The sequence below is a fragment of the Haladaptatus sp. T7 genome, assembly GCF_026008575.1.
Lineage (GTDB): Archaea > Halobacteriota > Halobacteria > Halobacteriales > Haladaptataceae > Haladaptatus > Haladaptatus paucihalophilus.
Genome location: NZ_BROP01000002.1, coordinates 516,862 through 535,290, shown reverse-complemented (window position 1 = coordinate 535,290; position 18,429 = coordinate 516,862). Strand labels below are relative to the sequence as shown.

The following is an 18,429-nucleotide window of genomic DNA, read 5'->3' as shown; positions in this document are numbered from 1 at the left end:
AGGGATAGCCTTCGGACGACATGGTTACGGCATCACCGCTCACCCTCGGCGTCGTCGGCGGCGGGCAACTCGGTCGGATGCTCGCGGAGGCGGCATCGCCGCTCGGCGTCGAACTGGTCGTCCTCGACCCGACGCCGGACTGTCCCGCGTCGTTGGTCGCTCGGGACCAAATCGTCGGCGACTTCGACGACGAGGAGGCGATTCGAGAACTGGCGGAGCGAAGCGACGCGCTGACCTTCGAAATCGAACTCGCCGACCCCGACGTGCTCGAAGCGGTCGGCGAGGAGTACGACGTTCCGGTCCACCCCGACCCGGCCACGCTTCGAACCATTCAGGACAAACTCGTCCAGAAGCGCGCACTGCAGGACCGCGGAATTCCGGTCCCCGACTTCCGCCCCGTCGATTCCCGCGAGGACCTCCTCGAAGCGGGCGAGGAGTTCGGCTACCCGATGATGCTGAAAGCGCGGCGCGGCGGCTACGACGGGCGCGGAAACGTCCCCGTCGAGGACGAGGACGACGTGGACAACGCGCTCTCGCAAGTCTCGGGCGAGTTGATGGTCGAGGAGTTCGTCCCCTTCGAGCGCGAACTCTCGGTCATCGCCGTCAAGGGCGACGACGAGGTGGCGACGTTCCCCGTCGGGGAGAACGTCCACGAGGAGGAAATCCTTCGGCAGACGGTCGTTCCCGCGCGGACCTCCGACGAGGTTCGGGAGCGCGCCGAGGACGTCGCCCGCGAGGTTCTTTCGGCACTCTCCGGGAGAGGGACGTACGGAATCGAGCTATTTGAAGGGGAAGACGGGGATATTTCGGTCAACGAAATCGCGCCGCGGCCGCACAATTCCGGTCACTACACCATCGAAGGCGCGCTGACCTCGCAGTTCGAACAGCACGCCCGCGGCGTCCTCGGGTATCCGCTCGGCGCGACGGACCTCCGCGGTCCGGTCGTGAGTTCGAACATCCTCGGCGACGTCGACGAACCCGAAACCGCCGCCCTCTCCGGGGTCGAAGGAGTCCTCTCGAGCGACGGCGCGGCGTTCCACTGGTACGGCAAACGCCAAGTCCGCCCGCTCCGGAAGATGGGACACGTCACGCTCGTCGGCGACGACCTCGATGCGGACGACGAATCGACGCTCACCGACCTGCTCGAAGAGGCGCGCGAACTCACCGACTCACTCACGTTCCAATGACCACCGCAGAATCAGTTACGACGCTCATCGAACAGTTCGAAGCCGAGGCGAACCGCGACCGACCGACGGAGGAGACGCCCGAAGTCGGCATCATCATGGGGAGCGACTCCGACTTGGACGTGATGTCGGGCGCCTACGACGCGCTCACCGAACTCGGTTTCGAGGAAGTGACGGACGTCGAGAACCCGCCCGAATCGCGGTTCACGTTCGAAACCTACGTCGTCTCGGCCCACCGAACCCCCGAGTTGATGTACAGTTACGCGAAGACGGCCGAAGCACGCGGATTGGACGTCATCATCGCCGGGGCGGGCGGGAAGTCCGCCGACCTCCCCAACATGACGGCCTCGCTCGCGTACCCGCTTCCCGTGGTCGGCGTTCCCGTCCAGGAAAAATCCGTCTCGTCGGTTATCGGCATGCCGACCGGCGCGCCCATCGTCGCGGTGGACGCGGGCAAATCGTTCAACGCGGCGCTTTCCGCGGTGCAAATCCTCGCGCGTGAACACGACGACCTTCGGAAACGACTGGTTACCTACCACGACGAGTTACAGATGGACGTCGGTGCGGTATCTCGCCGCCTGCACGAGGAGGGCACGCCGTCGTTCCGCGACGGCGAATAACGGGTATCTTTTCCGCATATACCATCGTTCAGTACATTCCTTTCGTCGGTAAGAAAGGGTGCGTTACTGAATAGAAAGCGTCAGTTGCCGGAATGCGGGCGGGAGCGGCGCTGTCCGGCCAGAATCTCAAGAATCAACGCTTATAGGGGTGCGCTCACAAAACACCGCCTGCTAGGAGAAAACCGGTAATGAATCCATGGGTAGCCATTGGCGCGCTAGTGCTGGTGGGCCTCGCCATACCATTCAGTATGATGGCTGTGTCGAGTCTCCTCAGACCGAGCGTGCCTGAACAGGGAAAATCCGCCACCTACGAGAGCGGTGAAATTCCAACCGGGACGACGCGCATTCGGTTCAACATCCAATACTACATGGTTGCGCTGCTGTTCGTCGTCTTCGACATCGAGACGGTCCTCATCTTCCCTTGGACCGTCATCTATCGCAACGCTATCGACAGCGGCGTCAGCCTTGCGACGGTGCTCGTCCCGATGTTGGTTTTCATCGCGGTTCTCGTCGTCGGGCTCGCGTGGGCCTGGCGCAACGGAGCGGTGCGGTGGGTTCGTAGCCCCCGCGGAACGCAACGGAGTATGGAACAATGAGCAACGAACCACGGGAATACATACACGGTAGTACAGCCCCCCAGACGAAGACCCGCGAGGCTCGGATGGGCGAGGGTGTCGATGACCGCTTTAACTCGAAACTCCGTGAGGCCTTCGGCGCGTCGCCGTTCATCCTCACGAAGTTCGACAAGTTCATGAACTGGGTGCGGGGGTCGTCGATGTTCATGCTGCAGTTCGGTATCGCGTGCTGCAGTATCGAGATGATGCACACCTACGCGGTGAAACACGACTTGGACCGCTTCGGGTCCGGCGTCCCGCGTGCGTCGCCGCGGCAGGCCGACGTGATGATCGTCCCCGGGACGGTCGTCTCGAAGTTCGCGCCGCGGATGAAGCGCGTCTACGACCAGATGCCCGAACCCAAGTTCGTCGTGAACATGGGGTCGTGTGCCATCAGCGGCGGCCCGTTCCAGGAAGGATACAACGTCATCAAGGGCGCAGAAGAGGTCATCCCCATCGACATTCACGTCCCCGGATGCCCGCCGCGACCCGAGGCACTCGTCTACGGCGTCGTCAAGCTCCAAGAGCGCGTCGCCAACGGCGAGACCAGCCCGGTGACGGTCAAGCCCTACGAACTCGAACAGTTCGGGGACCTGGAACAGGACGAACTGGTAGACACGCTCGCCGACAGAATCGACGAGGACTCGCTCGTCATGCGCTACAACTGGGCTGATTCACCATGAGTTCGCAACGAGAAGTACCGGCAGCGCAGGAACTCGACGGCGACCAGCTCGCCGCGCTGCTCGGTGACCACGTTATCGGCCGCGAGGAACATCTCAACGCGCCGGGATTCGTCGTTCGACCCGACGAAGTGCAGGACGCACTGACAATCCTGCGCGACGAGGCCGGATTCGACCACCTCTCGATGGTCACGGCACAGGACTACGAGGACCGCTACGAGAGCGTCTACCACCTGAAGAAGTACGCCGACCCGACCCAAGAGGTGAGCGTCGTCGTTCCGACGCCGACCGATGCGCCCGCGAGCCAGACCGCGGAACCCGTCTATCGATCCGCCGACTGGCACGAGCGGGAGGCCTACGACCTCGTGGGCATCGACTACGACGGTCATCCGGACCTTCGTCGTATCCTCCTCCCCGAGACGTGGCAGGGCCACCCCCTGGCGCAGAACTACGACCAAGACCGGCCACAAATCGTCTCGTTCGAGGAGCACAAGAACCCGATTCAGGACGACCACTACGACGCGGATTCGGACACGATGTTCCTGAACATCGGGCCGCACCACCCGGCAACCCACGGTGTGTTGCACCTGAAGACGACGCTCGACGGCGAGCAAGTCGCCGACGTCGACCCGGACATCGGCTATCTCCACCGCTGTGAGGAGCAGATGGCCCAGAACGGGACCTACCGGCACCAGATCATGCCGTACCCCGACCGCTGGGACTACGCGTCCGCCGGGCTGCTCAACGAGTGGGCCTACGCGCGCGTGGCCGAAGATTTGAACGACCTCGACGTGCCCGAGTACGCGCAGATAATTCGGACGATGGGTGCCGAACTCTGCCGTATCGCATCGCACATGCTGGCGCTGGGGACGTTCTGTCTCGACATCTACGGCGACTTCACTGCTATCTTCATGTACGCGATGCGCGACCGCGAAATCGTCCAGAACATCCTGGAGGACCTGACCGGCCAGCGCATGATGTTCAACTACTTCCGCCTCGGCGGCGTCGTCTGGGACATCCCGGAACCGCGTCAGGACTTCTTCGACAAGATTCGGGACTTCCTCGACGACCTCCCGCCGACGCTGGAGGAGTACCACGACCTCATCACGAGCAACGAGCTGTTCCAGATTCGGACCATCGGAACCGGCGTTCTCGAACCCGAGGTCGCCAAACAGTACGGCGTCACCGGTCCCGTCGCTCGCGCATCGGGCATCGACTACGACCTGCGCCGCGACGACCCCTACGGCTACTACGACCAACTCGATTGGGACGTCGTGACCGAGGACGGCTGTGACAACTACGCGCGCCTCCTCGTTCGGATGCGCGAAGTCGAGGAGTCGGCGAAGATCATCGACCAGTGTGTCGACCTGCTCGAAGACTGGCCGGAGGACGAACGCGAAATTCAGTCGAACGTCCCCCGGACCCTCAAACCGGACGCGGACACGGAAACGTACCGCGCGGTCGAGGGCGCGAAAGGAGAACTCGGCATCTACATCCGCTCGGACGGGACGGACAAACCCGGCCGATTCAAGATTCGAAGTCCGTGTTTCTGCAACCTCTCCGCGCTCGGTGAGATGTCCAACGGGGAGTACATCCCCGACCTCGTCGCCACGCTCGGCAGCCTCGACGTGATTCTCGGGGAGGTCGACCGATGAATCCCGTTCCGCTGCAGGGGACGGGAACGGTCCTTCTCCCCGAACAGATAGCGCGTGCGCTGGGCGGCAACAACCCCGGCGCGCCGATAGAGCTGCTCTCGGCGCTCATCGCGGCGGCCGTCATCGGCACCATCATGCTGACGATGACGGCGTTCGCGGGTCCGTGGGCGAAACGGAAAATCACCGCCGCGTTCACCGATCGTATCGCGGTCAATCGTGTCGGGCCGTTCGGCCTGTTCATCATCGTGGCCGACGCGGTGCGGCTGCTGTCGAAAGAACTCATCATCCCGGAAGGTGCGGACCGTCCGGCATTCGACCTCGCGCCCGTCGTCATGGCGGGTTCGGCGCTGCTCGGTTTTGCGGTCATTCCGATGGGTTCCCTTTTCGGCATCAATCTGCAACTCGCTGACCCCGAGACGGGGCTGGCGTACGTGTTCGCCGTCGCCTCCATCGCCACGCTCGGACTGACGATGGGTGGCTACGCGTCGAACAACAAATACTCGCTTCTCGGTGGCCTTCGCGCGGTGGCACAGAACATCGCGTACGAGATTCCGCTCGTCGTGACGGCGGCGTCCGTCGTCCTCTTCACGGGGACGCTCCAGATGAGCCAAATCGTCGCCCAACAGCAGGAGACGCTCATCACCATCGGCGGCATCGCGATTCCGTCGTGGTACGCGTTCGTGAACCCGTTCGCGTTCGTGCTGTTCCTCGCGGCGAACCTCGCGGAAGTCGGGCGGAACCCGTTCGACACCCCCGAGGCACCCACCGAAATCGTCGCCGGATACCAGACGGAGTACTCCAGCGTGTACTTCGTGCTGTTCTACCTCGGCGAGTTCATCCACATCTTCCTCGGCGGTGCGATCATCGCCACGCTGTTCCTCGGCGGTCCGTCCGGTCCCGCTTCGGGCTCCATCGGATTCGTCTGGTTCACCGTGAAGATCTGGGCGGTGTTCCTGTTCACGCAGTGGGCGCGTTCGGCGCTTCCGCGCGTGCGCATCGACCAACTCATCGAAATCGGTTGGAAGGGCATGCTCGTGCTCTCGTTCGCCAACCTGGTTCTCACGGCCATCATCGTGGGGGTGGTGCTATGATCGGACTACTCAAATCGATGGCAACGACGATGAAACACGCACTGGGCGGGACGACGTTCACGGTCGAATACCCGGACGTCGCACCCGAAGTAAGCCCACGCTTCCGTGGGATTCACAAGTTCAGCCAAGAGCGCTGCATCTGGTGTCGCCAGTGCGAGAACGTCTGTCCGAACGACACGATTCAGATCGTTCAGGACGACCAGCGCAACGGCGAACAGTACAACCTCCACGTCGGCCAGTGTATCTACTGCCGACTCTGTGAGGAAGTGTGCCCGGTCGACGCCATTCTGCTCACCCAGAACTTCGAGTTCACGGGTGACACGAAGGACGACTTGGTGTACAACAAAGAACAGTTGAAGAACGTCCCCTGGTACAAAGACATCGACCCACTCGAATCGCGCGAACCGGACCGTAGCGCGTGGATAGGAGAGGGCGAAGGAGCAGTCGATTACCAGTAATCACGCCCGTCTCGAAATCTTAAAAGGGCGTTTACCCAAACCCAAAGGTGACTGAAATGGCATATGAAATGATCGCGTTCGCGTTGTTCGCCATCCTGACGGTGGCGAGTAGCGTGGGCGCCGTCCTGGTGCGGGACGTGTGGCATTCGGCGTTGTTGCTCGGCGCTTCGTTGCTGAGCTTCGCCGCCCATTACGTCATGTTACAGGCGGAATTCGTTGCGGCGATGCAGATCCTCGTCTACGTGGGCGGGGTTCTCATCCTGATAACGTTCGCCGTCATGCTCACACGTCGTTCAAGTACAGAGGAGGTGACTAACGCATGACATCACGGCCACGAATGCGTGACCCAAGCACGATGCTTCCCGGCGTCGTCGCGGTGGCGCTGTTCGCCATCCTCGCTGTGGTGTTCCTCGGCGCGTCGTTCGGCGACGCAGGTGGCTTCGGAGCCGGAGCCAACATCACGGCGAGCATCGGCTACGCGATGTTCAACATCGGAAACGTCGGCGGTGACGCTCTCGTCCAGAGCGAGGGATTCCTCGTCGCGTTCGAGATTATCGACCTCGTGCTCGTCGCGGCGCTGGTGGGTGCAGTGATGCTCGCCAGCCGTGACGACGGTGAAGACAGCGAGAGCGGAACGCCGTCGGCGGTCATGGCGGACGGCGGTCGAAACGCGGGAGGTGACGAGGAGTAATGGTACCAGTCGAATACTACCTGTTGCTCTCCGCCGCCGTGTTCTGTTCGGGGCTGTTCGGAATCCTGACCCGGAAGAACGCGCTGATGTTCCTCATCAGCGTCGAGCTGATGCTGAACGCGGCGAACATCAACCTCGTCGCGTTCTCCAGCTATCACGGCAATCTGACCGGGCAGACGTTCAGCCTGTTCACGCTGGCGCTCGCCGCCGCGGAAGTCGCAGTGGGAATCGGTATCATCCTCGTGCTGTATCGTAACTTCAACGACGTGGACGTGACCCAAGCGACGACTATGAGGTGGTAACAATGGCGGCAACAGCATTCCAACTGGCACCGGTAATCGCACTCTTGCCGTTCGTATCGTTCCTGATCGCACTGTTCGGCGGCGAGTACGCCCGCAAGATGCTACCCAAGGGTGGCGCGATTCCGGGCATCGCCGCGACGGCCGGGTCGCTCCTCCTGTCGCTGTGGGTCTTCCTCACGGTGTCGGGTGGCGAATCCTACCACGAGACCATCGTGTGGGTCGAAGGACTCGACACCTTCAACCTGCACTTCGGCATCTTCCTCGACCCGCTGTCGGCGATGATGCTCGTCATCGTCTCGCTGGTCGCGTGTCTCGTGCACATCTTCAGTCTCGGCTACATGAACGACGAGGGCGAAACCGGTCTCCCGCGCTACTACGCCGGTCTCGGCCTGTTCACCTTCAGCATGCTCGCGTTCGTCTTCGCGGACAACCTGCTGATGGCGTTCATGTTCTTCGAACTCGTCGGGCTGTGTTCGTACCTGCTCATCGGGTTCTGGTTCCGCGAACCCGGCCCACCGAGCGCAGCGAAGAAGGCGTTCCTCGTCACCCGCTTCGGTGACTACTTCTTCCTCATCGGCGTGGTGGCGGTGTTCGCCACCTTCGGCACGGCGCAGTTCACGGGCGACCACTCGTTCGTGCACATGGCCGAGCAGGCAATTGCGGGCGAGGGCGGAGAGGTGACGACCCTCTTCGGTCTCGACCCGAAGATGTGGTTCAACATCGTCGGCCTGCTCGTGTTGGGCGGCGTGGTCGGGAAATCGGCGCAGTTCCCGCTCCACACGTGGCTTCCCGACGCGATGGAAGGCCCGACGCCCGTTTCCGCGCTGATTCACGCGGCGACCATGGTCGCGGCGGGTGTCTACCTCGTCGCGCGCATGTACGGCTTCTACGCCCTGCTCCCGCAGGTGCTCGCCATCATCGCGTTCATCGGCGGCTTCACGGCGCTGTTCGCGGCGACGATGGGCGTCGTCAAACGCGAAATCAAACAGGTGCTCGCGTACTCCACCATCTCCCAGTACGGGTACATGATGCTCGCGCTGGGGTCGGGTGGCTACGTCGCGGCGACCTTCCACCTGATGACCCACGCCTTCTTCAAGGCGCTCCTGTTCCTCGGAGCGGGGTCGGTCATCATCGCCATGCACCACAACGAGAACATGTGGGACATGGGCGGCCTGAAAAAACGCATGCCCGTGACCTACTGGACGTTCCTCGCCGGGTCGCTCGCGCTCGCGGGAATCGTCCCGTTCGCCGGGTTCTGGTCGAAAGACGAAGTGCTCTACGAGGCGCTCGTCCACGGTCTCGGCGGCAACCCGCTCCTCCTCGGAGCGTACGCGATGGGTCTCATCGCGGTGTTCTTCACCGGATTCTACACCTTCCGGATGGTCTTCCTGACCTTCCACGGTGAACCCCGGAGCGACACCGCGCGGAGCCCGCACGGCGTGCGCTGGAACGTGAAGTTCCCGCTCGTCGTTCTCGGTATCCTCGCCACCGTCATCGGTCTCGTCAACATGACGCCGGTGGCGGAACTGACGGGTGCCCACATCGAGTTCCTCCACACGTGGCTCAACGGACCGGTCGGCGCGACCGGTGCTCACCACTACGAGGAACTCATCAACCGGTTCGCCTACGGCGATCCGGCGGAGTTCTCGGGACTCGTTTCGAGCGGCATCTCGCTCGCGTTCGCACTTGCCGGTCTCGGACTGGCGTGGGTGCTCTACAACGTCCCGCAACCCGTCGAGCACACCGACAAGTTGGGCAGCGTGAAGACGCTCCTGTTCAACAACTACTACCAAGACGAGTATCAGGTCTGGCTCGCAACCGGCGTCACGCTCCCCGTCTCGCGCGCGGCGGACAAGTTCGACCAAGGCGTCATCGACGGCGTGGTCAACGGCGTCTCCAGCGTGAGTCTGTTCGGCGGCAGCCGAGTGAAGCGGATTCAGAGCGGCATCGTGACGAACTACGCGCTCATGTTGGTGCTCTCGTTCGTCGTCCTGCTTCTCGTCTTCGGCTTCACGGGAGGTTGGTTCTAGATGATAGTCGAAGCACTTCTCGCGGTAACCTTGGTGAGCGCGTTCGCGGTGTTCCTTGCGCCGGACAAAATCGCAGGGAAACTCGCGTTCGTGCTGAGCCTGCTCCCCGCGGCCGGGAGCATCTGGATGTACAGTGACTTCAACGGCAGCGGGAACGCCCTGTTGGGCGGGAAGCTCGCCTTCGAAGAGACGTTCAAGTGGGTCACGTTCGGCCCCTACGCGCTGAACTGGCACGTCGGCCTCGACGGCATCAGCATGCCGTTGTTGGTGTTGACGGCGGTGCTCACGCCGCTCGCGATTCTCGCGGCGTGGACGCCGATTCAGTCCCGACAGAGCCAGTTCTTCGGTCTGATGCTCTTCATGGAGATGAGCCTCCTCGGCGTCTTCTCGGCGCTCGACTTCTTCATCTGGTTCATCTTCTGGGAGATGGTGCTGGTTCCGATGTACTTCCTCATCGGCATCTGGGGCGGCCCGCGGCGCAAGTACGCGGCGATCAAGTTCTTCGTGTACACCAACGTCGCCTCGCTGCTGATGTTCATCGGGTTCATCGCCCTCGTCTTCGGACTGGGCGATTCCATCACATCGCTCGATATGCCCGTCATCGCGCAAGCGTTGAACGACGGGCAGTTGGGAAGCCTCGGTGGCGTCGGCGCGGGCACGCTGAAAGCGCTCGCGTTCTTCGCGATGTTCATCGGATTCGGCGTCAAGGTCCCGATTGTCCCGTTCCACACGTGGCTGCCGGACGCCCACGTCGAGGCACCGACGCCGGTGTCCATCATGCTGGCGGGCGTCATGCTGAAGATGGGTACCTACGCGCTGCTCCGATTCAACTTCACCATGCTTCCCGGCGTGGCGAAGGACTACGCGTTCATCATCGCCCTCGTGGCGGTCGTGAGCGTCATCTACGGTGCGCTCCTCGCGTTGGCACAGTCCGACCTGAAGCGTATCGTGGCGTACTCCTCGGTGTCCTCGATGGGGTACGTCATCCTCGGACTCGTCGCGTTCAACATGTACGGCGTCGGCGGTGCGACCTTCCAGATGGTCGCCCACGGTCTCATCTCGGGACTGATGTTCATGGCGGTCGGCGTCATCTACAACACGACGCACACCCGGATGGTCTCGGACATGTCCGGGCTGGCGGACAAGATGCCGATTACGGTCGCGGTGTTCGTCGCGGGCGCGTTCGGCTACATGGGCCTGCCGCTGATGGCTGGCTTCGCGGCGGAGTTCTTCATCTTCGTCGGGGCCTTCCACTCGACCGTGCTTGCAGGGACAGTAGCGGGAACCAACGGACTCGCGCTGTTCACGGGAGCGGCGATGTTCGGCATCGTCATCGTGGCTGGCTACCTGCTGTTCGCCATGCAGAGAACGCTGTTCGGGCCGTTCCGGCTCGAAACCGACTACGAGGTCGGCCGCGCGTCGTTCCACGACGTCGCGCCCCTCGTGGTCCTCATCCTGCTGGTCATCCTGCTGGGTGTTCAACCGAACATCTTCTACCACATGATTCAGGATGCCGTGGGTGAAATGGCGCTCCTCGCCGGAGGTGGTGCCTGATGGCGGCATTCGCGTGGCCCGACTGGGCCGCACTCGCGCCCGCCATCGTCCTCGGCCTGACGGCGCTGCTGTTGCTGGTCGTGGACAGCATCTACCCGCACACGCGGGACAACCCGATTCTCGCGGGTATCTCGACGCTCGGTGCGGTCGTTGCAGGCGGTCTCGCGGCGTGGTTCATCACCTCCGGAACGGGCGAGAACCCGATTCCGCTGTACGGGAACGCGATGGTCGTCGACACGATGAGCCTGTTCTTCGTGCTCATCTTCGCCAGCGTCACCGCGCTGGTGAGCATCGCCAGCTACGATTACCTGAAGGGTAACTCCTATCAGGCGGAGTACTACACGCTGGTCGTCCTCGCGGCGACCGGGATGACGCTGATGGCGAGCTCGAATAGCCTCGCCACGGTGTTCATCAGCCTCGAACTGGCCAGCCTCCCGTCCTACGCGTTGGTCGCGATGCTGAAGAAGAACCGCGGAAGCGTCGAGGCGGGTCTCAAGTACTTCCTCATCGGCGCACTCTCGTCGGCCATCTTCGCCTACGGTATCAGCCTCGTGTACGGTGTCACCGGACACCTGCAGCTGGACCTCATCGCCACCACGCTCGGCCAAGGGTTCAGCGGGCTGGGCGGCGTGCTCGGCGTCGGCGTGCTGATGGTGGTCGCTGGCTTCGCGTTCAAGACGGCCTCCGTCCCGTTCCACTTCTGGGCACCGGAAGCGTACGAAGGCGCACCAGCGCCGATTTCGGGCTTCCTCTCGTCGGCTTCGAAGGCCGCCGGGTTCGCAGTCGCCTTCCGCGTGTTCGTCACCGCGTTCCCGTTCGCACTGGTTTCGGGAACCATCGACTGGGTGCTGGTCTTCCAGATTCTCGCAGTCGTCACGATGACGCTCGGGAACTTCGCGGCCGCCACGCAGGACAAGGTGAAACGGATGCTCGCGTACTCCTCGATCGGACACGCGGGCTACGTGCTCATCGGACTGGCCGCTCTCTACGGCGGTAACAACAGCGGTGTGCTGAGCGGTGCGATGCTCCACCTGCTCGTCTACGGCTTCATGAACACGGGTGCGTTCCTGTTCATCGCGCTGGTCGAGTACTGGGGCGTCGGCCGGACGTTCGAGGATTACAACGGACTGGCCGAGAAGGCTCCCATCGCCTGTCTCGCCATGACCGTGTTCCTGTTCAACCTCGCCGGTCTCCCGGTCGGTGCAGGATTCATGAGCAAGTACATCCTGTTCGGTGCCGCGGTCGGTGCCGGATTCTGGTGGCTTGCCGCGGTCGGTGCGATAAACAGCGCGCTGTCGCTGTTCTACTACAGCCGCGTCGTGAAAGCGATGTGGGTCGAGGACCCGGAGGGCGACTTCACGATTCGAAGCACGCCGACGGGCCTCTACGTTGCGGTCGTCGCCGCCGCAGTCGTGACGGTCGCATTGCTGTTCGCGTTCGGGCCGGTGGCGGACACGGCGTACAACGCCGCCGCCACGCTGTTCGCCTGAACCGCACGATTTCCGTTCGCGTTTTCCGCCTTTTTCGATTCGACGATCTCGGTCGTGAGTCGCCCGTATCGTACAAATCGTGAGCCATCCGTATCGCGCAAAACGACCGGATGATATCGATGCCGTTCGGACACGTTTTCGCCGATCGAATCGCCGCGTAAAGTGCGTCTCTCGTCCGATTTTTGCAGCTCGACGCTGTAAACGGATTCCCAACAAGTTTTAGGTGTCCGACTATGAATCGGGGGTAAGATGGTTTCGCGGCTCATGCTCGGCTGTGGTTCCGTCGGGCATGCCATCGTTGAATCGGTGGCCGACTGGTCCGGAAGCCTCGTCGTCGTCGACGAGAGCGAAAGTAGAGTCGAAACGCTCCGAACGGAGGGCGTTTCGGCGACCCGCGGCGACCCGACGGACACGGAGGTAGTCGCACAGAGACCAGCCGTCGACCTCGCCTTCGTCTTCGGGGACGACCCGGAGCAAAACCGACAGGCCGCACGTGCGTTGCGCGACGTCCATCCCGACGCCTATCTCGTCGTCTACGCCGGTGACGGCCCATCGACGGAGATGCGGGCGGACCTCGACGAACTGGCGGACGAGTTCATCGACCCCGGCGCGGCGCTCGTCGACCACCTGCTTCCGCTGACGGACGGGGATACCGCGTTTCGTACGCACGAACTGCAACGAACCCTCCGCGACATCGACGGCAAGCTCGGTATTTTCATGCACGACAACCCCGACCCGGACGCCATCGCCAGCGCGGTCGCACTGGAAGGGATGGCCGAATCGGTCGGGACGGAGGCCGAGGCGTGCTATTTCGGGGCGATTTCGCATCAGGAGAATCGCGCGTTCGTCAACTTGCTCGATTTGGACCTCAGGAACCTCGAAGTCGGTGCCGACATATCGGAGTTCGCCGGACTCGCGCTGGTCGACCACTCCAGTCCGGGCGTCAACGACCAACTGCCGGAGGAGATTCCCGTCGATGTCGTCATCGACCACCACCCGCCGAACCACCCCGTCGAAGCGCGATTCGTCGACCTTCGAAGCGGCGTCGGGGCGACGAGTTCGCTGCTCGCGGACCACTTGGAACAGCTCGGTATCTCCCCCGACGAGCGGGTCGCGACCGGATTACTGTACGGCATTCGCGTCGATACGAAGGACTTCACCCGCGAGGTGTCCGTCGCCGACTTCGAGGCGGCGTCGTTTTTGCTCCCGCACGCCGATACGAGCACCTTGGACCGCGTCGAGACGCCCTCCATCAGCGCCGATACGTTCGAGACTATCTCCCGGGCGATTCGGAACCGCGAACTCGACGGGACGGTGCTGGCGAGCTGTGTTGGGTCGCTGTCCGACCGCGATGCGCTCGCGCAGGCGGCGGATCGATTGCTCAACATGGACGGCGTGACGGTCACGCTCGTGTTCGGCTTCATGGACGGAACCGTGTACGTTTCCGCGCGCGCACGCGGCACCGACGTCGACCTCGGGGAAACCATGCGGGCGGCGTTCGGGCAGATAGGCAGCGCGGGCGGCCACGCCGACATGGCGGGCGCACAGATTCCGTTGGGCCTGCTCGGTGAGGTCGAGGACGACGAGGAGGAGTCCCTCTCGACCATCGTGGGAGATATCATCACCGACCGGTTCTTCGAGACGGTCCGCTCCCGTCCGGGACCCGACGATTTCGATTCGGACCGCGAGCGAGTCGCGGCGTTCGACATTCAACTCGCGGACGACGAGTGACGGGCGGTCGGGAAGTTTTTCCCTCACCGGGGCATCGATACTCTACATGGACGAGGCCGAGGAGGAAGCGGGCCGCAAGTCACCGTCTCGCGTTCGCATCGCTTCCGACGGCGGAACCGAGGGCATCAAAGCGAAAGTCAAGGAGTACATGACCCGCGACGTGGCGACAGTTTCCCCCGATGCGACCGTCGAGGAGGTCGCCCGGCGAATCGCCGAGAGCGACGGACACAACGGATTCCCGGTGTGTGACGGCCGACGCGTGGAAGGATTCGTCAGCGCCCGCGACCTCCTGCTCGCCGACGAGAAGGAACCGATTTTCAAGGTGATGACGCAGGAACTCATCGTCGCCCACCCGGACATGGTGGTCAACGACGCCGCCCGGGTCATCCTCCGGTCGGGCATCCAGAAGCTCCCGGTCGTGGACGACGCGGGCAACCTCGTCGGTATCATCACCAACACCGACTTCATCCGGAGCCAAATCGAGCGCGTTACTCCCGAGAAGGTGGGGAAGCTCATGCGCACCCTCGAATCCATCCACGATACCGAGGTCACACAGAGTCGCCGGAAGGTTCGACTCGCCGACCTCGTACCGACGCAGGGCAAGGTCTACGCCGACGAACTGGAGGGTCGCGTGTACGAGATGAAGCGCGGACTGGCCGAACCGCTGGTCGTCATCGAGAACGGCAGCACCCTCCTGCTTGCGGACGGGCACCACCGCGCGAAAGCCGCCGACAGGCTCGATATCGAGCGGATGGACGCCTACGTCATCATCACCGACCACCGGGTCGAACTCGGCATGGCGGAGACGGCGCGAAAGGAGGGCCTCGAAAGCATCGACGACATCCAGGTCGTTGACTACGCCCGCCACCCGCTGATGGAGACGACGAAGCGGTTGCAGTAGCTATTCTCTCGGTCGCTTCGTCATTCAGCGGTACCTACAACTCGCTCCGTGACCCATCGGAACGCATGCCGGGCGAGAGCAGGGACCCGACGGCCATCCGCGTCGTGGTGATCCACGCGGACGACGTGGTGACCGCGCTCAAAGCGAACGAGCGGGGGCGGGAGGCGGTGCTTCGAATCACGGCCCCGTTCGCCGGGCGGGTGCGGGCCAGACTCCACGTGGTACAGGAGAGCGAACCGGTGGACGACGGTCTCGGCGGTCCCGCCCCGATTCGAATTCCGCCGCGAAAACTCGTCGCCGAGGATGCGCCGAGCTATCCGCGGGTCGACGAAACCGACCCGACCGTCGCCGACCCCGACGGAGAGTACGACGTGGAGGTCCACCACGACCGACACGCGGCCGCGGTCGCGGCGTGGCGCGAGCGGGTCCGCGACCACCTCGTCGAAGCGGTCGAACTCGACACGGCCGCGGGACCGCACCGCGTGTCCGTCGCCATCCTCGGCTGACGGAAACCGACGCAAAAATCGCCACCGAATCCTTAATGGATTGCCCGGCAGAAACTACCTGCATGTACGACGAGGACGACCTGCAGGAAATCCGGCAGGCCAGAGAGGAGTGGGAGGACGAGACCCACTCGCCCGTTCTGGAGCGATTCGGGGAGCGGAAGGACCGCTTTGCCACCGTCTCGAATCTGGAAGTGGACGACCTGTACGACCCGACGGACGTGTCCGACCTCGACTACGAGGAGGACCTCGGCTATCCGGGTGAAGACCCCTACACGCGCGGGGTCTACCCGACGATGTACCGCGGACGAACGTGGACGATGCGCCAGTTCGCCGGGTTCGGGACGGCCGAGGAGACCAACGAACGGTTCCATTATCTCATCGACAACGGGCAGACCGGACTCTCGACGGCGTTCGACATGCCGAGCCTGATGGGTAAGGACTCGGACGACCCGCTTTCCGACGGGGAGGTCGGCAAGGAGGGCGTGGCGGTGGACACCCTCCGCGACATGGAAATCCTCTTCGACGGCATCGATTTGGACGAGGTTTCGACCAGCTTCACCATCAACCCGAGCGCGCCCGTCATCTTCGCCATGTACGTCGCGCTGGCCGACCAGCAGGGCGTCCCCCGCGACGAAATTCGTGGTACCTTCCAGAACGACATGCTGAAGGAGTTCATCGCGCAGAAGGAGTGGGTCATCCCGCCCGAACCGTCGCTCGACATCGTTACCGACACGGTGGAGTTCGCCGTGGACGAGACGCCGAACATCAAGCCCATCTCGATTTCGGGCTACCACATCCGCGAAGCGGGTTCGACCGCGGTGCAGGAACTCGCCTTCACGCTCGCCGACGGCTTCGCGTACGTGGAGGACGCGATGGAGCGCGGCCTCGAGGTGGACGAGTTCGCGCCGCAACTCTCCTTCTTCTTCAACTCGCACAACTCCCTGTTCGAGGAGGTGGCGAAGTTCCGGGCCGGTCGCCGCATCTATTCGACCGTGATGGACGAGTGGTACGGCGCGGAATCCGAGAAGTCGAAACAGCTCAAGTTCCACACGCAGACGGCCGGGCAGTCGCTCACCGCACAACAGCCCCTGAACAACATCGTCCGCGTGACGATTCAGGCGCTCGCGGGCGTCCTGGGCGGCACCCAGAGCCTCCACACGAACAGCTTCGACGAGGCGCTCGCGCTCCCGAGCGAGCAGTCCGTCCGCGTCGCCCTGCGAACCCAGCAGATAATCGCGGAGGAGAGCGGTGCGGCGGACATCATCGACCCGCTCGGCGGCAGCTTCGCCGTCGAATCGCTGACGGAGGAAGTCGAGGAGAAGACGATGGCCTACATCGAGGAAATCAAGGAGATGGGCGACGGTTCGGTGCGAGACGGCGTGCTCGAAGGCATCGACCGCGGCTACTTCCACCGCGAGATTCAGGAGGCGTCCTACGAGTACCAAGAGCGCGTCGAGGACGGCGAGGAAATCGTCGTCGGCGTCAACAAGTACGACATCGAGGAGGACACCAAACCGGAAATCCTGAAGGTGGACGAGGAGACCCAAGAGCGCCAACTCGCCCGACTGTCCGAGGTCAAGGAGGAACGCGACGACGAAGCGGTCGAAGCGGCTCTCGACGACCTGCAGACGGCCATAGACGAGGACGAGAACGTCATGCCCGCAATCGTGGACGCGGTGAAGGCGTATGCGACCATGGGCGAAATCATGGACGTGTTCGAGGCCGAACACGGCACGTATCAGGAGAAGATAGGACTGGCCTGACGAGTAGCGTCGATGAGACCGAATTCACGGTTTTTATTTTCCCAACCGTCGTGTGAGAAGTATGAGCGTAGACGAGCTTCGAGCGCCGATTATCGGACTACAGTGTACGCTGCTCGCCATCTTTCTCGTGATAGTCGTTCCACACACGCCGTGGGTACTCCTCGCCTTCCTCCTCGTTGCCGTCGGGACGCTGTTCACCGTCGGGTGGGCAGTAGCGCCGACGAACTCCGACACGCGATAGGTCCCGAAGACATCCAGCGGAGCGATTTTATTCATCGAGTGCGATAGCTCGAACCCATGGAAGTGGCTATTCTCACCGTCGGCGACGAAATTCTCGCGGGCGACACGGTGAACACGAACGCGACGTGGTTAGCGACGGAAATCCACGACCGGGGCGGGTCGGTTCGGAGGATCATGACCGTCCCCGACGAGAAGGGAATAATCGAAAACACGGTTCGAGAGTGGAACGAGTCGTTCGATGCGGTCATCGTGACCGGTGGACTCGGTGGGACGCCGGACGACGTGACGATGGACGCGGTGGCGTCCGCGCTCGACCGGGAACAGGCCGTCGATACGGACGTCCGGGAGCGTCTCGAAGCGAAGGCGCGCCGGTTCGCGGAGGAGAACCCCGAGTTGACCGACGAGTACGACCTCGATTTGGACCTCGACGAGGCCGCGACGCTGCCCGCGGGAGGGAGGCCCCTGTTCACGGACGTCGGGTGGGCCCCGGGTTGTGCGGTCGAGGGCGTCTACGTCCTTCCCGGCATTCCCCGCGAGATGAAGGCCATGTTCGAACTCGTCGCGGACGAGTTCGGCGGGGAAGTCGTCTCGAAGACGATGTACACACCGGCACCCGAGGGCGCGCTCGGCGACGTTCTCGAAACGGTCAGGGAGCGCTTCGACGTGGCCGTCGGAAGTTATCCGGGACGCGACGACGACCCGGGCCGATTGAAGGTCACATCGACCGACGCCGAAGCGGTCGCCGCCGCGACGACGTGGTTGCGCGATAACGTCGAGGAAGTGACACCGGATGCGGCGGGCGAACGACGCGCCGAGTGAGCGGACCGAACCGGGCGCGAGATAGGCGGTGAAATCGGGCGAAGCGACGGGGGCCGAAGGGGGCCGTTTTCATCCCGATTCTGTCGATGGATTTCAACTT

Annotated in this window: 19 protein-coding genes; all 19 read left to right on the top strand. The window is 63.2% G+C overall.

Going from position 1 to position 18,429, the window contains the following annotated elements; genetic code table 11:
• The first annotated feature begins 20 nt into the window (after positions 1-20).
• Positions 21-1,187 (top strand): 5-(carboxyamino)imidazole ribonucleotide synthase, encoded by a 1,167-nt coding sequence (locus OPC11_RS08920; protein ID WP_007978276.1) that lies wholly within the window; start codon positions 21-23, stop codon positions 1,185-1,187.
• Entirely contained in the window at positions 1,184-1,804 is a 621-nt protein-coding gene (gene purE, locus OPC11_RS08915) for a 5-(carboxyamino)imidazole ribonucleotide mutase (RefSeq protein WP_007978279.1), read from the top strand. Before OPC11_RS08920 ends, purE begins: the two co-directional genes overlap by 4 nt.
• Positions 1,805-1,992: 188 nt before the next feature.
• A complete protein-coding gene (locus OPC11_RS08910; RefSeq protein WP_007978281.1) occupies positions 1,993-2,400 on the top strand; it encodes an NADH-quinone oxidoreductase subunit A in 408 nt (135 codons plus the stop codon).
• Positions 2,397-3,101 (top strand): NADH-quinone oxidoreductase subunit B, encoded by a 705-nt coding sequence (locus tag OPC11_RS08905; protein ID WP_026177672.1) that lies wholly within the window; start codon positions 2,397-2,399, stop codon positions 3,099-3,101. Before OPC11_RS08910 ends, OPC11_RS08905 begins: the two co-directional genes overlap by 4 nt.
• Complete coding sequence (locus OPC11_RS08900) at positions 3,098-4,753, top strand: NADH-quinone oxidoreductase subunit D (RefSeq protein WP_007978285.1); 1,656 nt, start codon at positions 3,098-3,100, stop codon at positions 4,751-4,753. Before OPC11_RS08905 ends, OPC11_RS08900 begins: the two co-directional genes overlap by 4 nt.
• Positions 4,750-5,844, top strand: coding sequence for a complex I subunit 1 family protein (locus tag OPC11_RS08895; protein ID WP_007978287.1), 1,095 nt, complete (start codon positions 4,750-4,752; stop codon positions 5,842-5,844). Before OPC11_RS08900 ends, OPC11_RS08895 begins: the two co-directional genes overlap by 4 nt.
• Entirely contained in the window at positions 5,841-6,302 is a 462-nt protein-coding gene (locus tag OPC11_RS08890; RefSeq protein ID WP_007978289.1) for an NADH-quinone oxidoreductase subunit I, read from the top strand. The genes OPC11_RS08895 and OPC11_RS08890 overlap by 4 nt, the downstream gene beginning before the upstream one ends.
• Positions 6,303-6,358: 56 nt before the next feature.
• Positions 6,359-6,625, top strand: coding sequence for an NADH-quinone oxidoreductase subunit J (locus OPC11_RS08885; RefSeq protein WP_007978292.1), 267 nt, complete (start codon positions 6,359-6,361; stop codon positions 6,623-6,625).
• Positions 6,622-6,993, top strand: a complete 372-nt coding sequence (locus tag OPC11_RS08880; protein ID WP_026177673.1) for an NADH-quinone oxidoreductase subunit J — start codon at positions 6,622-6,624, stop codon at positions 6,991-6,993. Before OPC11_RS08885 ends, OPC11_RS08880 begins: the two co-directional genes overlap by 4 nt.
• Positions 6,993-7,295 carry an NADH-quinone oxidoreductase subunit NuoK gene (gene nuoK / locus OPC11_RS08875; RefSeq protein WP_007978296.1) on the top strand — a complete coding sequence of 101 codons (303 nt, stop codon included), beginning with the start codon at positions 6,993-6,995 and terminating at the stop codon, positions 7,293-7,295. The genes OPC11_RS08880 and nuoK overlap by 1 nt, the downstream gene beginning before the upstream one ends.
• A gap of 2 nt (positions 7,296-7,297) precedes the next feature.
• Positions 7,298-9,325: an NADH-quinone oxidoreductase subunit L gene (gene nuoL, locus OPC11_RS08870; RefSeq protein ID WP_018128642.1), complete on the top strand. Its 2,028-nt coding sequence runs from the start codon at positions 7,298-7,300 to the stop codon at positions 9,323-9,325.
• On the top strand, positions 9,326-10,879 hold the full coding sequence (locus tag OPC11_RS08865) for a NuoM family protein (protein WP_264781646.1): 1,554 nt from the start codon (positions 9,326-9,328) through the stop codon (positions 10,877-10,879).
• Positions 10,879-12,369: an NADH-quinone oxidoreductase subunit N gene (locus OPC11_RS08860; RefSeq protein WP_264781645.1), complete on the top strand. Its 1,491-nt coding sequence runs from the start codon at positions 10,879-10,881 to the stop codon at positions 12,367-12,369. Before OPC11_RS08865 ends, OPC11_RS08860 begins: the two co-directional genes overlap by 1 nt.
• A gap of 249 nt (positions 12,370-12,618) precedes the next feature.
• Positions 12,619-14,100, top strand: coding sequence for a DHH family phosphoesterase (locus OPC11_RS08855; protein WP_007978302.1), 1,482 nt, complete (start codon positions 12,619-12,621; stop codon positions 14,098-14,100).
• Between the two features lie 46 nt (positions 14,101-14,146).
• Positions 14,147-15,001, top strand: coding sequence for a CBS domain-containing protein (locus tag OPC11_RS08850; protein ID WP_007978303.1), 855 nt, complete (start codon positions 14,147-14,149; stop codon positions 14,999-15,001).
• Between the two features lie 65 nt (positions 15,002-15,066).
• Positions 15,067-15,507, top strand: coding sequence for a hypothetical protein (locus OPC11_RS08845; protein ID WP_264781644.1), 441 nt, complete (start codon positions 15,067-15,069; stop codon positions 15,505-15,507).
• Positions 15,508-15,569: 62 nt separating this feature from the next.
• On the top strand, positions 15,570-17,270 hold the full coding sequence (locus tag OPC11_RS08840) for a methylmalonyl-CoA mutase family protein (RefSeq protein ID WP_264781643.1): 1,701 nt from the start codon (positions 15,570-15,572) through the stop codon (positions 17,268-17,270).
• Positions 17,271-17,331: 61 nt separating this feature from the next.
• Complete coding sequence (locus OPC11_RS08835; protein ID WP_264781642.1) at positions 17,332-17,511, top strand: hypothetical protein; 180 nt, start codon at positions 17,332-17,334, stop codon at positions 17,509-17,511.
• 56 nt (positions 17,512-17,567) lie between these two features.
• Positions 17,568-18,329 carry a molybdopterin-binding protein gene (locus tag OPC11_RS08830; RefSeq protein WP_264781641.1) on the top strand — a complete coding sequence of 254 codons (762 nt, stop codon included), beginning with the start codon at positions 17,568-17,570 and terminating at the stop codon, positions 18,327-18,329.
• Positions 18,330-18,429 lie beyond the last annotated feature (100 nt).